Below are 15990 nucleotides of genomic sequence, written 5' to 3'. Positions count from 1 at the left end.
ACCCGGCTGGATCCACTTCTACAATCACCACAGGCGACACTCCGCAATCGGAGCCGCACCCTTCAGCAGACTCAACAACCTGCCTGGACATCACAGCTAGATCTCGCCATCTGCGGGCTGATCGCCGTCGACCACCAGTCGACGATTCTCGACGTGAATCCGCAGATTCTCGAGTGGCTGAGCTGCGACCGCGAGGACGCGGTCGGAAAGCCCCTCGAGTCGCTGCTCACGCTGCGCATGCCCCTGGCCGACGCCGCCGGGCAGCGCCCGACCGATGCCACTCTCCACGGCGTCTCGGGAGTCGTCCGCCCCGTCGTGGTCGGCTCGCTCGGCGAGGACGACTGCGGGGTGGAGCGCATCGCCGTCTACGACGTGTCGACGCGCTCGTCGTTCAATCTGGGCTTCCAGGGCGCCGAGGCGAAGACCGAACGCGGCCGGCAGCGACTGCAGATCCTGCTCAACGCCGCGGTCGGCTTCGGCAATGTCCGCACCGAGGAAGACGCGGCCGAGCTCTTGGTGGACGTCGCGCAGCGCGCGTTCGCCGCGAGCGCGGTGAGCGTGCACATCAGCAGCCCGGAGGGGCTGTTCCAGGTCGCCGGCGTCAACCCGCTCGCCGCCTACTGGCCACCGGGCATCCGGCCGGCCGGGACGGTGACCATGCTCGGCGGCCAGGTGCTGATCGTGCGCTCCCCCGAAGACGCCGACGCCTACGTGCCGGGCGTCGGCATGAGCGACATCTACCGCGCGGGCGGCGTGCACGCGGCGATCGCCTCGCCGATGCGGTCCCACGGCGATGCGGTCGGGTCGATGGTCTGCTTCTTCGACCACCCCCGCGAGTTCGACGAGGAGGCCGTGCCACTTGCCGAGGCGCTGTCGAATCAGGCGGCGCAGGCGATCGCGCGCATCCGCCTCGAAGACACGCTGCGCCGCGCGGCGATGCACGACGAGGTCACCGGGCTGCCGAACCGGCGCCTGATCGAGGAGGACGTCACGCGCACCCTCTTCCAGGACTACTCGGCGCTGACGGTCATCTTCATCGACCTCGACGGGTTCAAGGCGGTGAATGACCTGCTCGGTCACGCCGCCGGCGACGCGCTCCTGCGCGAGATCGGTCAGCGGCTGCGCGGAGTCATCCGCGAGACCGACGTGCTGGGCCGATTCGGCGGTGACGAGTTCATCGCCGTCGCCGCGGTCGACAGCGTCGGCGACGCCGCGGCGCTCGCCGACCGCATCCGCGCCGCCGTCGCCGAGCCGTACGACGAGCTGCCGCCGGTGCTGTCGATCACGGCGAGCGTCGGCGTGGTCACGGTGGGCAACGACGGCGCACCCGTGATGGACCAGCTCATCCGCGCCGCCGACCACGCCATGTACGAGGCGAAGATGGCCGGCGGCGACCGCGTCGCCGTCGCCCACCACGTGCCTTCCCCCGCCGTCCTCGGCCTCTGACCCAGGCCCTCCCGACGGATGCCTCGGCCCGGCGCACGAACGCCGGGCCGAGGCATCCATCCTCGCGTCAGCTGCTCTTGCGCATCGCACGGATCCCCACGGCCAGCCCGATCACGGCGAGCACGATCGCGGCGATCCAGCCCCACAGCACCTCGACGGCGCCGAGGTCACCGACGAACAGCGCGCGCTCGGCCTGCACCACCCAGTTGACCGGGTTCACGGTCGACACCGCGCGCATCCACGCCGGCCCTTCGTCGAGCGGCAGCAGCATGCCCGACAGGATCAGCAGCGGGAAGATCAGCGTCTGCTGCACGCCCCAGAAGAGCCACTCGCGGTCCTTGGTCTTGAGCGCCAGCGTGTACGACAGCGACCCGAGCCCGACGCCGAACACGGCGAGCAGCGCGAGACCGATCACAAGGCCCGGAACGTTGATCGTGAAGCCGAACGGCCACGCGATGAGCACGATGATGAGCGCCTGCACCACGATCGGCGCGATCTCCTTGAGCGCCCGCCCGACCAGCAGCGACGACCGCGCCAGCGGAGCCACCAGCGTGCGCTCGTGCGAGCCCGTCATCATCTCGTACTGCAGGTTCGATCCGGTAGCCCCGGTGCCGAACAGCACGATCATCACGAGCACGCCCGGCACGAACCACTGCAGGGTCTCCCCCACCGGCGCACCCGACGAGCCGACCAGCAGCGGCGCGAACAGCCCGAGGAACACCAGCGGCTGCACAAGGCTGAAGATCAGCGTGAACGGGTCGCGCACCACGGGCTTCAGCTCGCGCGTCAGCACGTTCCACGTGTCGCGCGCCGGGTTCGCCCGCACCGCGGTGTCGGGCCGGGTCTCGATCTGAGTGGTCATCACTTCGCTCCTGTCGTCTGGGTCACCTGTTCGGTGACGGATGCTGCGTCCTCCGCGTCCGCCGTGTTCTCTTCCGGTTCGCCCTCCCCTTCGCCCGCCTCGCGCAGCGTGCGGCCCGTGAGCGCGAGGAACACGTCGTCGAGCGTCGGCGGCACGCCGGTCGCGGTCCGCACCGTGAGCCCTGCCGCGTCGAGCGCGCGCACGGCGGCGGGCAGCAGCGCGTCGCCTTCCGGGACCGTGAGGACGACGGATGCCCCGACCCGCCGCACGTCGCGATCGGTGAGCTGCTGCACCACGGCGACGGCGGCCGCAGCATCCGTGTCGCTCGCGAAGCCGAAGGTGAGCACGTCGCCCGCGAGCTCCGCCTTCAGCCGGGTCGCGGTGTCGTCGGCGATCACGCGGCCCTTGTCCATGACCATGACGCGCTCGGCGTAGCGGTCGGCCTCCTCGAGGTAATGCGTCGTGAGGAAGACGGTCGTGCCGTACTGCGCGCGCAGGTCGATGATGTGCTGCCAGAGGTTGGCGCGGCTCTGCGGGTCGAGTCCGGTGGACGGCTCGTCGAGGAACAGCAGCGGCGGCGCGTGCATGAGCCCGAGCGCGACGTCGAGCCGGCGCTTCTGTCCGCCCGACAGCTGCTGCACCGACCGGGTCGCGAAGCCCGAGAGGTCGAGCGATTCGATGAGCTCGTCGGCCCGTGTGCGGGCGGCCGCCTTCGACATGCCGTAGAAGGCGCCCTGGCTGAGCAGCTCATCGCGCGCCCGCTGCGAGAAGCTGCCGCTCGTGAGCTGGCCGACGTAGCCGATGCGGGCGCGCACCTCGGCGGGCTGCTTCAGGATGTCGAACCCGACGACCCGCGCCGTGCCCGAGGTCGGCGGGATGAGGGTCGTGAGCATACGCAGGCTGGTCGATTTGCCGGCGCCGTTGGGTCCGAGGAAGGCCACGAGCTCGCCGCGCGCCACCTCGAACGCGAGGTCGGTGACGGCCTCGACGGTCTTGCCTTTCACAGTGAAGCGCTTGGTGAGTCCCTGCGCTTGGATGATCGATTCGTTCGCCATGCCGCCAAGCTACGAGCGGATGCGGACAGATCTTGTCCGCGATGCATGAGATTCTTTTCGCATGTCCGACACCACGACCCGAGCCCTCTCGCTCCTCAACCTGCTGCAGACGCACCGGCACTGGCCCGGCTCCGAGTTGGCCGGGCGGCTGGGCGTCACCGAGCGCACGGTGCGGCGCGACGTCGAGCGGCTGCGCGAGCTCGGCTACCGCATCGAGTCGATTCCGGGTGCGGCGGGCGGCTACCGGCTCGAGGCGGGCAGCGCCGTGCCGCCGTTGCTGCTCACTGACGAAGAGGCGGTGGCGATGGCGATCGGGCTGCGGGTCGCGGCATCCCAACGGCTCGTCAGCGGGCCCGAGACGACCATCACCGCGCTCGCGAAGCTCGAGCAGGTGCTGCCCGCGCCGCTGCGCCGTCGCGTCGCCGCGCTGGCCGAGGCGGTGCAGCCCGCCGGACTCAACGCCGGCGCCGCCGTATCGGGCGAGGTGCTCGGCGAGCTGGCCCTCGCCACCCGCGACCACGAGCGCGTGCGCTTCACGTACACGGCAGCCTCGGGCGAGGTCACGCACCGCCGCGTCGAGCCGCACGCCCTCGCGCCCGCCGACCGGCACTGGTATCTGCTCTGCTGGGACCTCGAGCGCGAGGACTGGCGCACCTTCCGCGTGGATCGCCTGGCGGATGTCGCACACACGCGCGTGCTCTTCGAGCCGAAGCCGCTCACACCGGAACAGATCGAGGAGTTCATCTTCGTCGCCCGCTCATGGGTGCGGCAGGCGGTCGAGGCCGATGCCGTGATGGAACTGCCGCTGGACCGGATGCGCGAGTACTTCGGGCAGTGGGGGCAGGGGGCGACCGCCGAGGACGAGTCCCGCACGCGGTGGCCGGTGGGCGGGGCGGACTTCCGCGAGACGATGTACGGCCTGACCTGGATCCCCGCCGGCGTCGAGTACACGACGGACCTTCCCTCGCCGGCGCGCGAGGAACTTCGGGAGACGCTGGAACGGATGCTGCGGGCCCTCGATGCGCCGTCACCTCCGGTGCCGCCGGAGCGGGCGCTGGCCCGGGAGCGCCAGCTGCCGGCGTAGCGCGGCTCGAGGGCTCGCGGCATCCCTCCCGTTTCGCTTCGAGAGACGACCCACCAACCGGACAGTGGCTCAATAGGCTGTGCCCATGGAGCTGGGGATCTACGCGGTCATCGCCGTGGCGGTCATCGTGGCGGTCGCCGCGTTCTCCAAGAAGCTCGGAGTCGCGGCGCCGATCATCCTCGTGGTGGTGGGGGTGGGGCTGTCGTATCTGCCGGGCGTGCCCGACATCGAGCTGCCCCACGAGATCATCCTCGACGGGGTGCTGCCGCCGATCCTGTACGCCGCGGCAATCAGCGTGCCGATCACCGACTTCCGCCGGAATGCGGGGTCGATCGCGAGCCTGTCGGTCGTGCTGGTGATCGTGACCGCGTTCGTCGCGGGCTTCCTGCTGTACTCGCTGCTGCCGGACCTCAACCTGGCGGCGGCGATCGCGCTCGGCGCCATCATCAGCCCGCCCGACGCGGTGGCGGCGACCTCCATCGGCCGGCGCGTGGGGCTGCCGCCGCGGCTGCTCACGGTGCTCGAGGGCGAGGGCCTGCTCAACGACGCGACGGCTCTCGTGCTGCTGCGCTCGGCCGTCGCCGCCGCGGCGGTCGGCGGCCTCACGACACCGTGGGCCGGAGTCGTCGACTTCGCCTACGCCGTCGTCGTCGCCGTCGGGATCGGCCTCGTCGCCGGCTACGTCACCGTGTTCGTGCGCTCGAAGCTGAACGATCCCGTGCTCGATACGGCCCTGTCGATCGCGGTTCCGTTCGTCGCGTTCGCGCCGGCCGAGGCGGTCGGCGCATCGGGTGTGATGGCGGTCGTCGTCGCCGGCCTCTACACCGGACACGCGGCCCCCACGAAGTTCACCGCGCAGTCGAGGATCAGCGACCGCATCAACTGGCGCACGATCCAGTTCCTGCTCGAGAACGGGGTCTTCCTCCTCATCGGCCTCGAGATCCGCACTCTCGTGGACCACGTCGACCCGACGGTGCTCAGCGCCGGCGACGCGATCCTCATCGGCCTGCTGGCGACCGCGGCCCTCATCGTGATCCGCTTCCTGTGGATCGGCCCGCTCGTCTACTTCCTCGGCAGGCGCGAAGAGCGCACCGAGAAGCGCACGTACCACGCTCTCCTCGCCCTGCAGTACTACCGCAGCCACCCGGTCGGCACCGCGCGACAGGCCCGCGTCCGCGATCGTCTCGAGCGCGACTACGACCGCCGACGCGCCGACCTGGAGCAGCAGCGCCAGCAGCACATCGACTGGCGCGGCGGAGTCGTGCTCGGCTGGTCGGGCATGCGCGGAGTGGTGACGCTGGCCGCCGCACAGTCGCTGCCCGAAGACACCCCGTATCGCCCGCAGCTGATCCTCATCGCGTTCACCGTGGCGGTGGTGAGCATCGTCGTGCAGGGCGGCACGCTGCCGTGGGTCATCCGCATGCTGAAGGTGCAGGGCATCGACGCGCAGGAAGACCGCAAAGAGCTCGCGTCCCTCCTCGAAGACATCAGCAACGTCGGCCTGCAGACACTGGACACGATCGAGACCGAGGCCGCCACCACCGCCCCGATCGACCCCGATGTCATCGAACGCGTGAGACAGGCTTCGTTCCTCAGTACCGAGGCCGCCTGGGAGCGGGCGCACGTCGTGCGCAAACCGGGCGAGATGCCGCATCAGCGGTATCGCGAGGTGCGCCTCGCCGTGGTCGAGGCCGAACGGGAGCGCCTGCTGGAACTGCGAGCGCAGGGCGTCTTCTCCTCGCGGGTGCTGGCCGAGGCGCAAGCCGTGCTCGACCTCGAGGAGACCCGCCTGTCACGCCAGACCGGCGACCACTGACCCTCTCGCCACGAACGTTCTCCGCTCGTCGCGGGGCACTTCGGCGTCACCCACTGGGGCGCGGGGCGTGGGTGGGGTGGGGGTTGCCGGGTCGGGGCGGGTTATGCGGGTTTGGCGTGTGCGAGTTCGTGGCGGAGGAGCCGGTTGGGTCCGCGCCATCGTCGTTGCGGGTCGATCCAGCTCGGCGGTCGCAGCTGTGGCATGCCGTCGACCATGCGGATCTCCCACCCGCTGGCCTCGAGCCCGTGGTGGTGGTACCAGCAGAGCAGCACGCCGTTGTCGACCGTGGTCGGCCCGCCCCGCGCCCAGTCGACGACGTGATGCACTTCGCACCACGCCGCGGGCACCGTGCAGGCGGGGGTGATGCAGCCGCCGTCGCGGGCGCCGATCGCCTTGCGCTGCCAATGGTTGAACACCCGGTCCTCGACCTGCAGCTGCGTGATCGCCCCGTTCTCGGCGAGGGTAAGCCGGTGGATCGTGCCGTGACAGCCGGCATGCCGGGCCACCGCTGCCGGCACCGGCACCGGCCCGCCCGCGCTCTCCACGAACGCGACCCCGCCCGGGTCTGCCAGGTCGTGTGCGGTGGTCGTCACGATCAGCGTCGGCGCGGCACCGCCCAGCGTCGGCGTCGCGGCGGCGCCCGCCGCCGCGGACAGGATCGACGCGAACGCGTCGTGCCGCTTCTGATCCACGGTGCGGGGATCCAGCACCCGCTCCTGCGCCTCACCGGATGCGCCATCCTCGGCCGCCGGGTCGGCGAACCGCGGCCCACGCTCCTGTACCCGCGGGTTCAGGTGCGCGTCGATGAGCCGGTCGAACTGCGCCGCGACGACCTCGGTGACATCACCGGAGATCCGCCGCAGCCCACGATACGACCGGCGGCCGATCCGGATCCCCCGCGCCCGCTGCGCGTACTCCTCATCGGGCAGCGTGCCGTCCGGGTCCAGGAACAGCGCCCACGTCGTCGCCATGATCTTCAACTCATGGATCCCACACGCCGGCGCCCCCGCGTCCCCGACGGCGGCGGCGACGAGCTCGAGCTCGGCCACCTCGATCTGTTCGACCCCGCACCGCCCCAGCAACGGCCGCAGCGCGTCGACGATCGTCGTCAACGCGTCCGCGCTCAACCGGCCCGCCGCTGACGCCGCACGCGCATGCTCGAGCGGCGCCGGACGGGTCTGCCCCGTCAACGTCACCCGCCCCGTGATCGCCTTCGCATCCCGCAACCGCGCCCGCGCCGTCGCCGCCGACACCAGCGTGCTGCGTTCCACCAGCTCCTGCGCCGACCCGACCCCGAACTGCCGGGTGATGGCATCGTCACCGAACTCGGAGTCGGCACGACGCCCGACCTCACCGGCCAACGCCAGCCGCGCAGCATCCACCACCCGCCCCAGCCGCTCCACCACCCCCAACGCATCGATCAGCGCGCGGTGCGACAACCCCCGCTGCGCCTGACCGCCCAGCGCCCCACAGAGCGTGTCGCCGAGCAGATCGGCGACGCCCTCAAGGTCGGCCAGCGGGAAGTTCATACCCCCCATTCTGCTGACAGCCTCCGACATCGGACACACCACAAAACAGCAGATCAGCAAAGGTTCTGTGGACAACTCCGAAAGTGCGGGAGAACCGGCCACCTGGGGAGGAGCCGCCGCTCCACGCATCCGATCGACCCCACGAACAGGCGCGCCGAACAAGAAGTCCTCACATCCAGACCGTCGGCACGGCGCATCCCTCAGGCCGCGCTACCGTCGTTCGTATGACCGACGACACCGCCGCCCTGCTCGCCCGCGTCGAAGCCGATGAGGCCGAGGTGGTGCTTCCGCGCTTCGACGTGACGGATGCCTGGGCCCTCGGCACCCGCATGCACGAGGCCGCGGCGGCCCTGGGCCTGCCGATCGTCATCGGCATCACGCTCGGCGAGGCGCGGGTGTTCCACACGGCGCTGCCTGGTTCGAGCGCCGACAACGACGGCTGGCTCGACCGCAAGACGCGGGTCGCGCGGCGCTACGGCCGCTCGTCGTGGGGAGTCGGCTTGTCATTCCAGTCCGTCGGAGGCGACTTCGACCTGCACGGCCGCCTCGACACCACGCTCTACGCCGCACACGGCGGCGTGTTCCCGATCACGATCCAGGGCGTCGGCGTCGTCGGCACCGTCGGCGTCTCAGGCCTGCCGCAGGCCGACGACCACGCGTTCGTCGTCGAGCACCTCCGCGCCTGGCTCGCCGACACCGCCCGCGCCGACCACTAGCTCCTCAGCTCGGACCCCGCTCGTTGAGCGAGGAACGAGCAAGCTGGAACGCCGCGGACCCGGCGCACACCCCGGGCCGCAGCATCCGTTCCCCGAAGGCTCACTCGCCCCGCATGTCGATGGTGGCGGCCCTGCCGTCGAGCACCTTCACCGACAGCGTCACCGACTCGCCGATGGCGGCGGCGATGTCGTCGTCGGTCACGCCGAGCGCGAGTGCACCCTCGCTCTTGTCGATGAACTGCAGCGAGGTCTGCAGGTCGGCGAAGCGCACCATGTCGAGTCCGCCCTCGTGGCCGGCGGCCCGCTGCTGCTTGCGGATCTTGCGGCCGCCCATCTGGTACATCCACGTGGGGATGGTGATGACGCGCTTGCCCGGCGTGCCCACGTACTTGTGCACGATCGCGAGAAGCTCGGGCCACGTCATGTTGAACCACCCGATCGGGTACACCGCTCCGCCCTCGGTTCGCTCGAGCGCGCCCACGGTCGCCTGCGCGACCTGGCGCACCGTGACCATCGTCGTGCCGCCCTTCGGGTAGAGGGTGACGCGCTTCATCGCGCGCACCGACTCGACGAGGAACACCCAGACCGGCTTGCGACCGGGCTGCGTGCCGAAGATGTACGGCAGTTCGAGCACCGCGACCGAGAAGTCATCATCGGCGAACGACAGCGCCATCGTCTCCTGGTCGCGACGGCTGCGGATATAGGGATGCTGCTGCGCAAGGTGCTGCGCGGGCCTCGTGCGTTCGAAGTAGGCGAAGTATGAGCCGAAGACCACGGTGTGACGCACACCGCTCTCCTTCGCAAGGCGCAGGAGCCGCTCGAGGGCGTCGATGTTGTACTTCTTGAACAGGTCGTAGATGGGTGGCGGCCCCTCGACGCGTTCGTCCACGCCCGCCGCGAAGACGAAGCCATCGCAGCCGCGGAAGCACTCGCGCAGCTCGTCGTCGGCCATCTCGAGGTAATTGCCGAGCGTCACGGTCATCTCGGGTGGGAGCTGCTCCCCCGGCGGAATCGGCGGCAGCGACAGCGTCGCCACCTCGTACCCGTGCGCGATCAGCTCGCGCGCGCCGGCGCTGCCCAGCAGCCCCGTACCGCCGATCATGAACACCTTCTTGAGAGTCCCCATGAGGCGTACAGTACCGAGTCCGCGTGACGCAATCGCAACGATCGTTGCGCATGTCGGGAACGCGATCGCCGGGTGCCGCATGGCGGCGCGCGGTCCTGGTGCGACCCCGGATAGAGTGCTGCGGTGACGACACGGAAGGGCCTCGCGACGGCGGGCGGGGTGATCCTGACGATCGGGGTGGCGGTGCTCGCCATCCCGTTGACGACCCTCGAGTCGCTCAACGTGGTGAGTGCCGTCGGCGGAGCGGTCGTGCTCGCCGGACTCGTCGTGCTCGTGGTGGCGCTGTTCCGGCCGAGCAGCCCCCGCGTGGCGCCGGCGCCGCCGGTCGCACAGCAACGGAGCGCGCTTCGAGCCAAGCTCAGGGAGCTGAAAGACGAACTGGCCGATGCCGACACCAGGCTGGAGCGCAATGAGATCGAACGCCAGCGATCCGCGAGCTTCAGCGACGGCGCCGCCCACCTGTACGCCTCCATCGAGTCGGGGCTGAAGGCAGACCGCGACAAGATCGCGGGTCGGATCTCGGACCTCGAGCGCGACCTCGCGGAGCTGGAAGCCCCGTAGCCGATGGCCGCCCGGGCGGTCGTCCGCCCCCTCCCCTACCCTCGGGGTATGCGGTGCGTCGCCTTCATGCGGAACGTGAACCAGGGTCAGCGCGGCCACCCGTCCACCGCCGACATCGTAGCCGGGTTCGCCGATGCCGGGTGCCCCGAGGTGCAGATGTTCCAGAGCAACGGCACGGTCGTGTTCGACTCCGACGACCCGGCCGAGGTGGTCGCGAGCGCCGCCGAGGCGATCGCCGCTCGGTCCGGCCAGGAGCGCGACATCCTCTGGATCCCGCTGGCCGACCTGCTCGCCGTCGTCGACGCGCACGGCGCGGCGCCCGACCCGCGCCGGCACGAGTTCTCTCTCCACGGCGGTGGCACCGTCGACCCGCAGTCCGCCGACGCGGTGCGTCTCACCGGCCTCGGCAGCTGCTCGATCGTCGACGCCGGGCCAGGCTGGGCACTCGTCCGCAACGACATCGACGGCCAGGGCAACGCCACCCCCGTGATCGAGCGACTCACCGGCACCCGCGCGAGCTCCCGCGGCCTGCCGACCCTCCTCCGTCTGGCGTCCCGCTTCGGGTCCCGCTGAGGCGACCTGCGGTCGTCGCATCCCCCAGCGAGGCAGAACCCAGGGGCGCAGCATCCGTCTTCGTCTCAGCTCTCGGGTATCGCATCGGACGCCTGCTGCGCCCGGGCGAGGTCGAACACGCCCCAGACCGCCACTGCGCCGGCGGCCGCCAGCACGAGGAGCGTCCACCACGGCGCCCCGGTCGCCTCGCCGAGGATCGTGATGCCGAGCACGACGGCGACGAAGGGGTCGATGACGGTGAGCCCGCCGACGACGACTTCAGGCGAATTGACGGTGTGGGCGCGCTGCACGAGGTAGATCGACAGACCGCCTGAGACCGCGATGCCGATCAGGCACGCGAGGGTCAGCACGTTCGAGGAGTCGAACCGGTAGTCCTGGTCGTGGAGCACCGTCTGCACCCGCAGGATCACGGTCTTGCCGAGCGTCGCGACGAAGCCCGAGAACACGCCGGCGGCGATGACGATCAGGACGGCGGGCACGGGGTGTCCCCGCGCGACGACGGCCAGGACGATCGCGACCACCAGCACGACAGCGAGTGTCAGCAGGACGGCGATGAGCTGGCTGTCCTGGATCGTGCGCTGCGTGCTGACCAGGGCGGCGACGGTGACGAAGGCGCCGACCCCGATGACGCTGGTCGCGATGGCGCGGACCTCTTGGCGCGAGGGCCGTCTGTGCGTCGCCCGGGCCGTGAGCAGCGACGCGAAGACCAGCGCCACCACCCCGACCGGCTGCACGACGATGAGCGGTGCGAACGTGAGGCTCGCGAGCTGGAGCAGCACCGCCGCGCCGATCAGCAGCGCGCCGATGACCCATGGCCCGTTGCGCAGGAGGGCGAAGAACTGCTTGGCGCCGAGGGTTCCGGCGGTGTCGCGGCGCACCCCGCGCGCCTGCATCATGTTGCCGAGCGCCAGCACGGCCGCCGAGCCGACCGCCAGCACGATGCCGAGCAGCGGGAACGACGCGATGGTCGACGGCACCGGTCCCCCTCTCGGCAGTGCCCCTCACGCTACACAGCGCCGGGCGCCGCAGCGCCCGCATCACACAGGCCCGACACCGCGCCCGCGCGACTCAGCGCAGCTCCGCGTGGTCCTCGTGCCGGGCATCCCGCAGCGGGGAGAACACGATGACGAGCGCAGCGATCGCGAACACCACGGCCCCGATCGCGATGGTGACCTGGTAGCCGAACGAGGTCATCAGCACCCCGGCGAGCAGGGCGCCGACGAAGAAGACGATCCTGTTCACGGTCCGGATCGTGGAGTTCATCCGCCCCTGGATCCCGTCGGGCGCCACCCCCTGCCGGTACGAGATGTCGTTGGTGTCTTCGATGCCCATCGCGAAGCCGTAGAGGAACTGCGACGCCGAGACCGCCACCAGGACGACGGCGACGCCGCTGTCGGCGGACAGCGGCGCCACCGCGAGGAGCACCCAGGGGATGACGACGAGCGCCCGCCCGACCAGGATCGCCCGCCCGGCGCCGAGCCATGAGCCCACGCGGGGCGCGATCATCGCTCCGAGGAATCCGCCGACGCCGCCGACGCCCAGGGCGACGCCGTAGGCCCACGACGGCAGATCGAGCTCGCGCAGCACGAACACGGCGAACACGGTCGACACGATGCTGTTGCCGAGGAACCAGACGTGCACCGACAGAGCGAGCGGCCGCAGCGTCGGGTGCCGATACGTGTACTGCATGCCCTCGGCGATGTCGTGCCCCACGTGGCGTCCCGCGGCGCGCGGCTCCGGCCGGGGCTCGACGACCTTGATGCGCGACTGAAGGAACGCGGCGACGACGTTGATGAGCGCGTCGAGGGCGAACAGGATCGATGGGCCGAGCAGGTTGATCAGCGCGCCGCCGAGGGCCGGGCCCGCTGTCGCCGCGACGGTCTCGCTCTGGCCGAGCCGAGCGTTCGCCATCACGAGCGAACGACGCGGGACGATGCGCGGCAGCAGCGGCTGCGCGGCGGAATCGGTGAACAGCGTGAGCACGCCGATGGTCAGGATCACGGCTGCCAGCGACCAGAAGTTCAGTGCGTCGAGAAGCAGCAGAGCCGGGATCGAGGCGAGGGCCAGCGCCCGCCCGATCGTCGTGAGCACCAGCGCTCGCTGCCGACGCCAGCGATCCATCAGCGCCCCGATGATCAGCCCGAGGAACAGGTACGGCACCACGCTCAGCGCGCTCAGGACGCTGATCTGCATCGGGGTGGCCTCGATGACCGTCACGATGAGGATCTGGAACCCGACCCCCGCGATCGCTCCCCCGAACGCCCTGATCGTCGTCGCGCTCCAGAAATACGCGAACCCCGGCAGCCGCAGCACCTCGCCCGACGGTGGAGCAGAAGGTGATCCGCCGCCGGCTGCCTCATCGCGCACGATTTCAGCGTACCGACCGCGGATCCTCACCCTGCGTGACGGTGACGGATGCTGCGGGCCGAGGCATCCACCTCCACACCGCCGTGGTGGCCGTGGCGGACCGCCCTCGCGTCATCGACACCCACCACGGCACCACTGCGTTTCGTCAGGAGGCGGGAACCAGCACGCGGTCGATCGTGTGGATCACGCCGTTGCTGGCGGGGATGTTGATCGCCCAGACCACCAGCCGCGGGTCGGAGAGCGCCGGTGTCTCGTCGCGCAGCTTGATGCCGCGCGGCTGGACGACGCCTCCGTTGGCCATGGTCAGGGAGCCCGCCGTGATGATCTTCACGAGGCCGAGCTTCTTGCCCGCGACCACGTGGTACAGCAGGATGTTCGAGATCTGCTGGGCCGTGAACGTCGAGGTGATGGCCGCCAGCGCGTCCGCCTCGCTCGCCGGCGCGGTGCCGGTGAGGTCGGTCACGAGCCGCAGGAACGCGCGGTCGTTCGGCGCGAACACGGTGTAGGTCTTGCTCGTGTCGGCGAGTGCCCCGGTGAGCCCGGTGGCGACCACCGCCTGAACGAGGATGTCGTAGTCCCACGGGTTGTTGTCGGGAGTGCCGCCGCCGGACGCGGCGACCGCGACGTCGACGATCGTGCCGGCGGGGGCAGAGCCGCCGTGAGCCTGCGCGGGCGTGGCCGTGAGGACGAGCGCCAGGGCGGCGACCGCCGCGACGGCCAGGCGAGACTTCTTCATGGTTCCGATCTCCTTCGATGCGATGCCCGGCACGGTCCGATCGGAAGGTGCCGTAGAGGTATTCGCACGGAACCGCGGGGATGGATGCAGCGGCCACGAGTTCGTTCTCGGCTCGGGCGTGGCCCGCCCAGGCCGCACCACGCCGCCGCGAACGGTGTCAGCCGAACTCGAGCTGCCCGCGCACGATCGAGTCGCCGGAGTGGGCGGGGTTGCCGTCGAGCGGCTCCTGGGACACGTCGACGAGAACGTAGTCGCGCAGGTCGACGTCGGCCGGGACGACGAACGTGCCCTTCTTGCCGTCGAGCTCGCCGAGGCTGACCAGGTCGGAGGCATCCGCGGTGATCAGCCAGACCTCGCGGAACCCGCCGCTCTCATCGAAGTCGTCGAGACTCACCGTGAGCGTGCGCTCGCCGTCCGAGAGCTCGGTCACCTGGGCGGTGCCGACCGCGCCGGGGTGATCCGGGAAGGCGTCGAGGGTCGCCGACGCGATCTCGACCGGCTGCGTCGTTCGCACGAGGTTCCACACGCCGGCGACGGCCAGCACCGCGGCGATGCTCGCCGCCAGGGCGAACAGCATCCATCCCCTCCGTCGCGCGGGACGCCGATCCGGTCGGTTCTCCGCGACGGCCGGTGGAGAGGCGACGGCGACATCGACGGGGATCCCGGATGCTGCGGCCTCCGGCTGCGCCCGGACCTCGTCGCGGATGCGGTCCCAGACGCGCTCCGGCGGCGTTTCGAGTTCGCCCAGGGTGACGGTGGAGCGGCCGACCGCGACCGTGTGCTCGAGCTCCGCGAGCTCGAGTGAGCAGGCGTCGCACGTCGCGAGGTGCTGCTGCTCAGCATCCGTCAGCGCGTCTCCGACGGCGGCCAGCGCCAGGCGCTCGGGGTCAAGATGCGACATCGGGCACCTCCAATCGGTCGCGCAGCCGGGTGAGACTTCGGCGGATGTGGCTCTTCACGGTACCCAGCGGCATGTCGAGGCGCGTGGCGATCTGCTGGTGGGTGAGGTCGTCGTAGAACGCCAGCCGCACGACGCGCCGCGCGTCGGGCTCGAGGTGGTCGATCTCGTCGGCGAGGAGCAGCCGGTCGCCGAGGTCGATCTCGGACGACATCGGCTCGTCGCTCACCGCGAACCGCTGGAGCTTCTCGTGCAGCTCGCGCACGCGCCGGCGCGCGTCGAGGGTGTCGGCGATGCGGCGGCGGGTGATGGTCACGAGCCACGTCGACAGCCGGCCCTTCGCCGGGTCGTACGAGGCGCGCGATGTCCACGCCGAGACGAAGGTCTTCTGCGTCACGTCTTCGGCGTCGCCTCGGTCGCCGAGCACTCGCAGCGCGAGGGTGAACACGATCGGCGACCAGCGGCGGTAGATCTGCTCGAGGGCGCGCTCGTCGCCGGCGGCGAACCGGCCGCACAGCTCGCGCTCTTCCTCGTCGTCCACGGACTCCCCTGTTCGTCCGGCGGCGTCGCCGGATCACGTGATCGGGGTCGCGATCGCGACCACGCTATCCGCGCGGCGCCGCGCGCGGGAGAGTCTTCTCTCGAAGTGTGATTCCGCTGAGGAGGCGCATTCGGATGCACTCTCGATGAGCAAGCAGCGAACGAGCGAGACGAAACGCCCCGAACCGACGGCTCACGCCGGTCCGCGGCATCCGTCTCTATCGCCCGCCCGTTGCTAGTCGGACGCACCCGCTTCGAGTTCGGGCCTCGTGCTGGCGCTCAGGATCCCCGCGAGCTCGTCGTCATCGCCGCCGCGCCTCACCGACTCTCCATAGGCGCCCGCCACATCGCGCGCGACGAGATCGGCGAGGTACCGCCACGGATCCGAGCTGGCGAGGAGCCAGGTGCGGCGACTGTCGAACGCGCAGTCCTCGAGCATCTCGAACGCGATGACCGCGATTCCGTCGGGATCCACCGTCGCCCCGACGTCAGCGAGCACCCGGCGCTGCACATCGGGGACGATCCGCACGCGCGCCTGCCGCAGGAACGCGTCACGCTCCTCGTCGTCGATGGGCGGCGCGAACATGCCGCCGCCGCGGAGAAGGGTCAGGAACTCGCGGAAACGCCGGGCGCTCCAGAGGGATTCGTGCATGATCGTGCCGTCTCTCGTATCAGCCGTGC

Annotated in this window: 16 protein-coding genes; 6 read left to right on the top strand and 10 right to left on the bottom strand. The window is 70.7% G+C overall.

Going from position 1 to position 15990, the window contains the following annotated elements; all coding sequences use genetic code 11:
- Positions 1 to 153: 153 nt before the first annotated feature.
- Positions 154 to 1446 (top strand): diguanylate cyclase, encoded by a 1293-nt coding sequence (locus tag ACFC1I_RS19130; protein ID WP_376013088.1) that lies wholly within the window; start codon positions 154 to 156, stop codon positions 1444 to 1446.
- A 67-nt stretch (positions 1447 to 1513) separates the two neighbouring features.
- Here the strand turns inward: ACFC1I_RS19130 and ACFC1I_RS19125 are convergent, their stop codons facing one another.
- On the bottom strand, positions 1514 to 2308 hold the full coding sequence (locus tag ACFC1I_RS19125; RefSeq protein WP_376013085.1) for an ABC transporter permease: 795 nt from the start codon (positions 2306 to 2308) through the stop codon (positions 1514 to 1516).
- Entirely contained in the window at positions 2308 to 3363 is a 1056-nt protein-coding gene (locus ACFC1I_RS19120; protein WP_376013083.1) for an ATP-binding cassette domain-containing protein, read from the bottom strand. The genes ACFC1I_RS19125 and ACFC1I_RS19120 overlap by 1 nt, the downstream gene beginning before the upstream one ends.
- A 61-nt stretch (positions 3364 to 3424) precedes the next feature.
- Between ACFC1I_RS19120 and ACFC1I_RS19115 the strand changes: the two genes are divergently transcribed.
- Positions 3425 to 4447, top strand: coding sequence for a helix-turn-helix transcriptional regulator (locus tag ACFC1I_RS19115; protein ID WP_376013080.1), 1023 nt, complete (start codon positions 3425 to 3427; stop codon positions 4445 to 4447).
- A gap of 85 nt (positions 4448 to 4532) precedes the next feature.
- The gene (locus ACFC1I_RS19110) at positions 4533 to 6263 is read left to right on the top strand and encodes a cation:proton antiporter (protein WP_376013077.1); all 1731 of its coding nucleotides are present in this window, start codon (positions 4533 to 4535) and stop codon (positions 6261 to 6263) included.
- 101 nt (positions 6264 to 6364) lie between these two features.
- Here ACFC1I_RS19110 and ACFC1I_RS19105 read toward each other — a convergent pair whose 3' ends face one another.
- Positions 6365 to 7894 (bottom strand): DUF222 domain-containing protein, encoded by a 1530-nt coding sequence (locus ACFC1I_RS19105; RefSeq protein WP_376013075.1) that lies wholly within the window; start codon positions 7892 to 7894, stop codon positions 6365 to 6367.
- A gap of 122 nt (positions 7895 to 8016) precedes the next feature.
- On the opposite strand from ACFC1I_RS19105, the gene ACFC1I_RS19100 reads away from it, so the two are divergent.
- The gene (locus tag ACFC1I_RS19100; RefSeq protein WP_376013072.1) at positions 8017 to 8508 is read left to right on the top strand and encodes a heme-degrading domain-containing protein; all 492 of its coding nucleotides are present in this window, start codon (positions 8017 to 8019) and stop codon (positions 8506 to 8508) included.
- Positions 8509 to 8608: 100 nt separating this feature from the next.
- Here the strand turns inward: ACFC1I_RS19100 and ACFC1I_RS19095 are convergent, their stop codons facing one another.
- Complete coding sequence (locus tag ACFC1I_RS19095; protein ID WP_376013070.1) at positions 8609 to 9634, bottom strand: NAD-dependent epimerase/dehydratase family protein; 1026 nt, start codon at positions 9632 to 9634, stop codon at positions 8609 to 8611.
- Positions 9635 to 9757: 123 nt separating this feature from the next.
- Here ACFC1I_RS19095 and ACFC1I_RS19090 point away from each other — a divergent pair, with 123 nt between their 5' ends.
- Together ACFC1I_RS19090 and ACFC1I_RS19085 are read left to right on the top strand one after the other, a co-directional pair.
- Entirely contained in the window at positions 9758 to 10195 is a 438-nt protein-coding gene (locus ACFC1I_RS19090) for a hypothetical protein (RefSeq protein WP_376013067.1), read from the top strand.
- 48 nt (positions 10196 to 10243) lie between these two features.
- The gene (locus ACFC1I_RS19085; protein ID WP_376013064.1) at positions 10244 to 10768 is read left to right on the top strand and encodes a DUF1697 domain-containing protein; all 525 of its coding nucleotides are present in this window, start codon (positions 10244 to 10246) and stop codon (positions 10766 to 10768) included.
- A 65-nt stretch (positions 10769 to 10833) separates the two neighbouring features.
- Here the strand turns inward: ACFC1I_RS19085 and ACFC1I_RS19080 are convergent, their stop codons facing one another.
- The 6 genes from ACFC1I_RS19080 to ACFC1I_RS19055 all read right to left on the bottom strand — a co-directional run bounded on the left by ACFC1I_RS19080 (position 10834) and on the right by ACFC1I_RS19055 (position 15961).
- Positions 10834 to 11745, bottom strand: coding sequence for a DMT family transporter (locus tag ACFC1I_RS19080; protein WP_376013061.1), 912 nt, complete (start codon positions 11743 to 11745; stop codon positions 10834 to 10836).
- 91 nt (positions 11746 to 11836) lie between these two features.
- Positions 11837 to 13135, bottom strand: a complete 1299-nt coding sequence (locus tag ACFC1I_RS19075) for an MFS transporter (RefSeq protein ID WP_376013058.1) — start codon at positions 13133 to 13135, stop codon at positions 11837 to 11839.
- Between the two features lie 145 nt (positions 13136 to 13280).
- Entirely contained in the window at positions 13281 to 13871 is a 591-nt protein-coding gene (locus ACFC1I_RS19070) for a fasciclin domain-containing protein (RefSeq protein WP_376013055.1), read from the bottom strand.
- Positions 13872 to 14028: 157 nt separating this feature from the next.
- Positions 14029 to 14772, bottom strand: a complete 744-nt coding sequence (locus ACFC1I_RS19065; protein WP_376013052.1) for an anti-sigma factor domain-containing protein — start codon at positions 14770 to 14772, stop codon at positions 14029 to 14031.
- A complete protein-coding gene (locus tag ACFC1I_RS19060; protein ID WP_376013049.1) occupies positions 14759 to 15310 on the bottom strand; it encodes an RNA polymerase sigma factor in 552 nt (183 codons plus the stop codon). Before ACFC1I_RS19060 ends, ACFC1I_RS19065 begins: the two co-directional genes overlap by 14 nt.
- A 234-nt stretch (positions 15311 to 15544) precedes the next feature.
- Entirely contained in the window at positions 15545 to 15961 is a 417-nt protein-coding gene (locus ACFC1I_RS19055) for a hypothetical protein (RefSeq protein ID WP_376013046.1), read from the bottom strand.
- Between the last annotated feature and the right edge of the window lie 29 nt (positions 15962 to 15990).

The sequence above is a fragment of the Microbacterium sp. NPDC056044 genome (genome assembly GCF_042267145.1).
Lineage (GTDB): Bacteria > Actinomycetota > Actinomycetes > Actinomycetales > Microbacteriaceae > Microbacterium.
The sequence above is the reverse complement of the archived record's forward strand: the minus strand, read 5'-3'. Positions and strand labels throughout refer to the sequence as shown.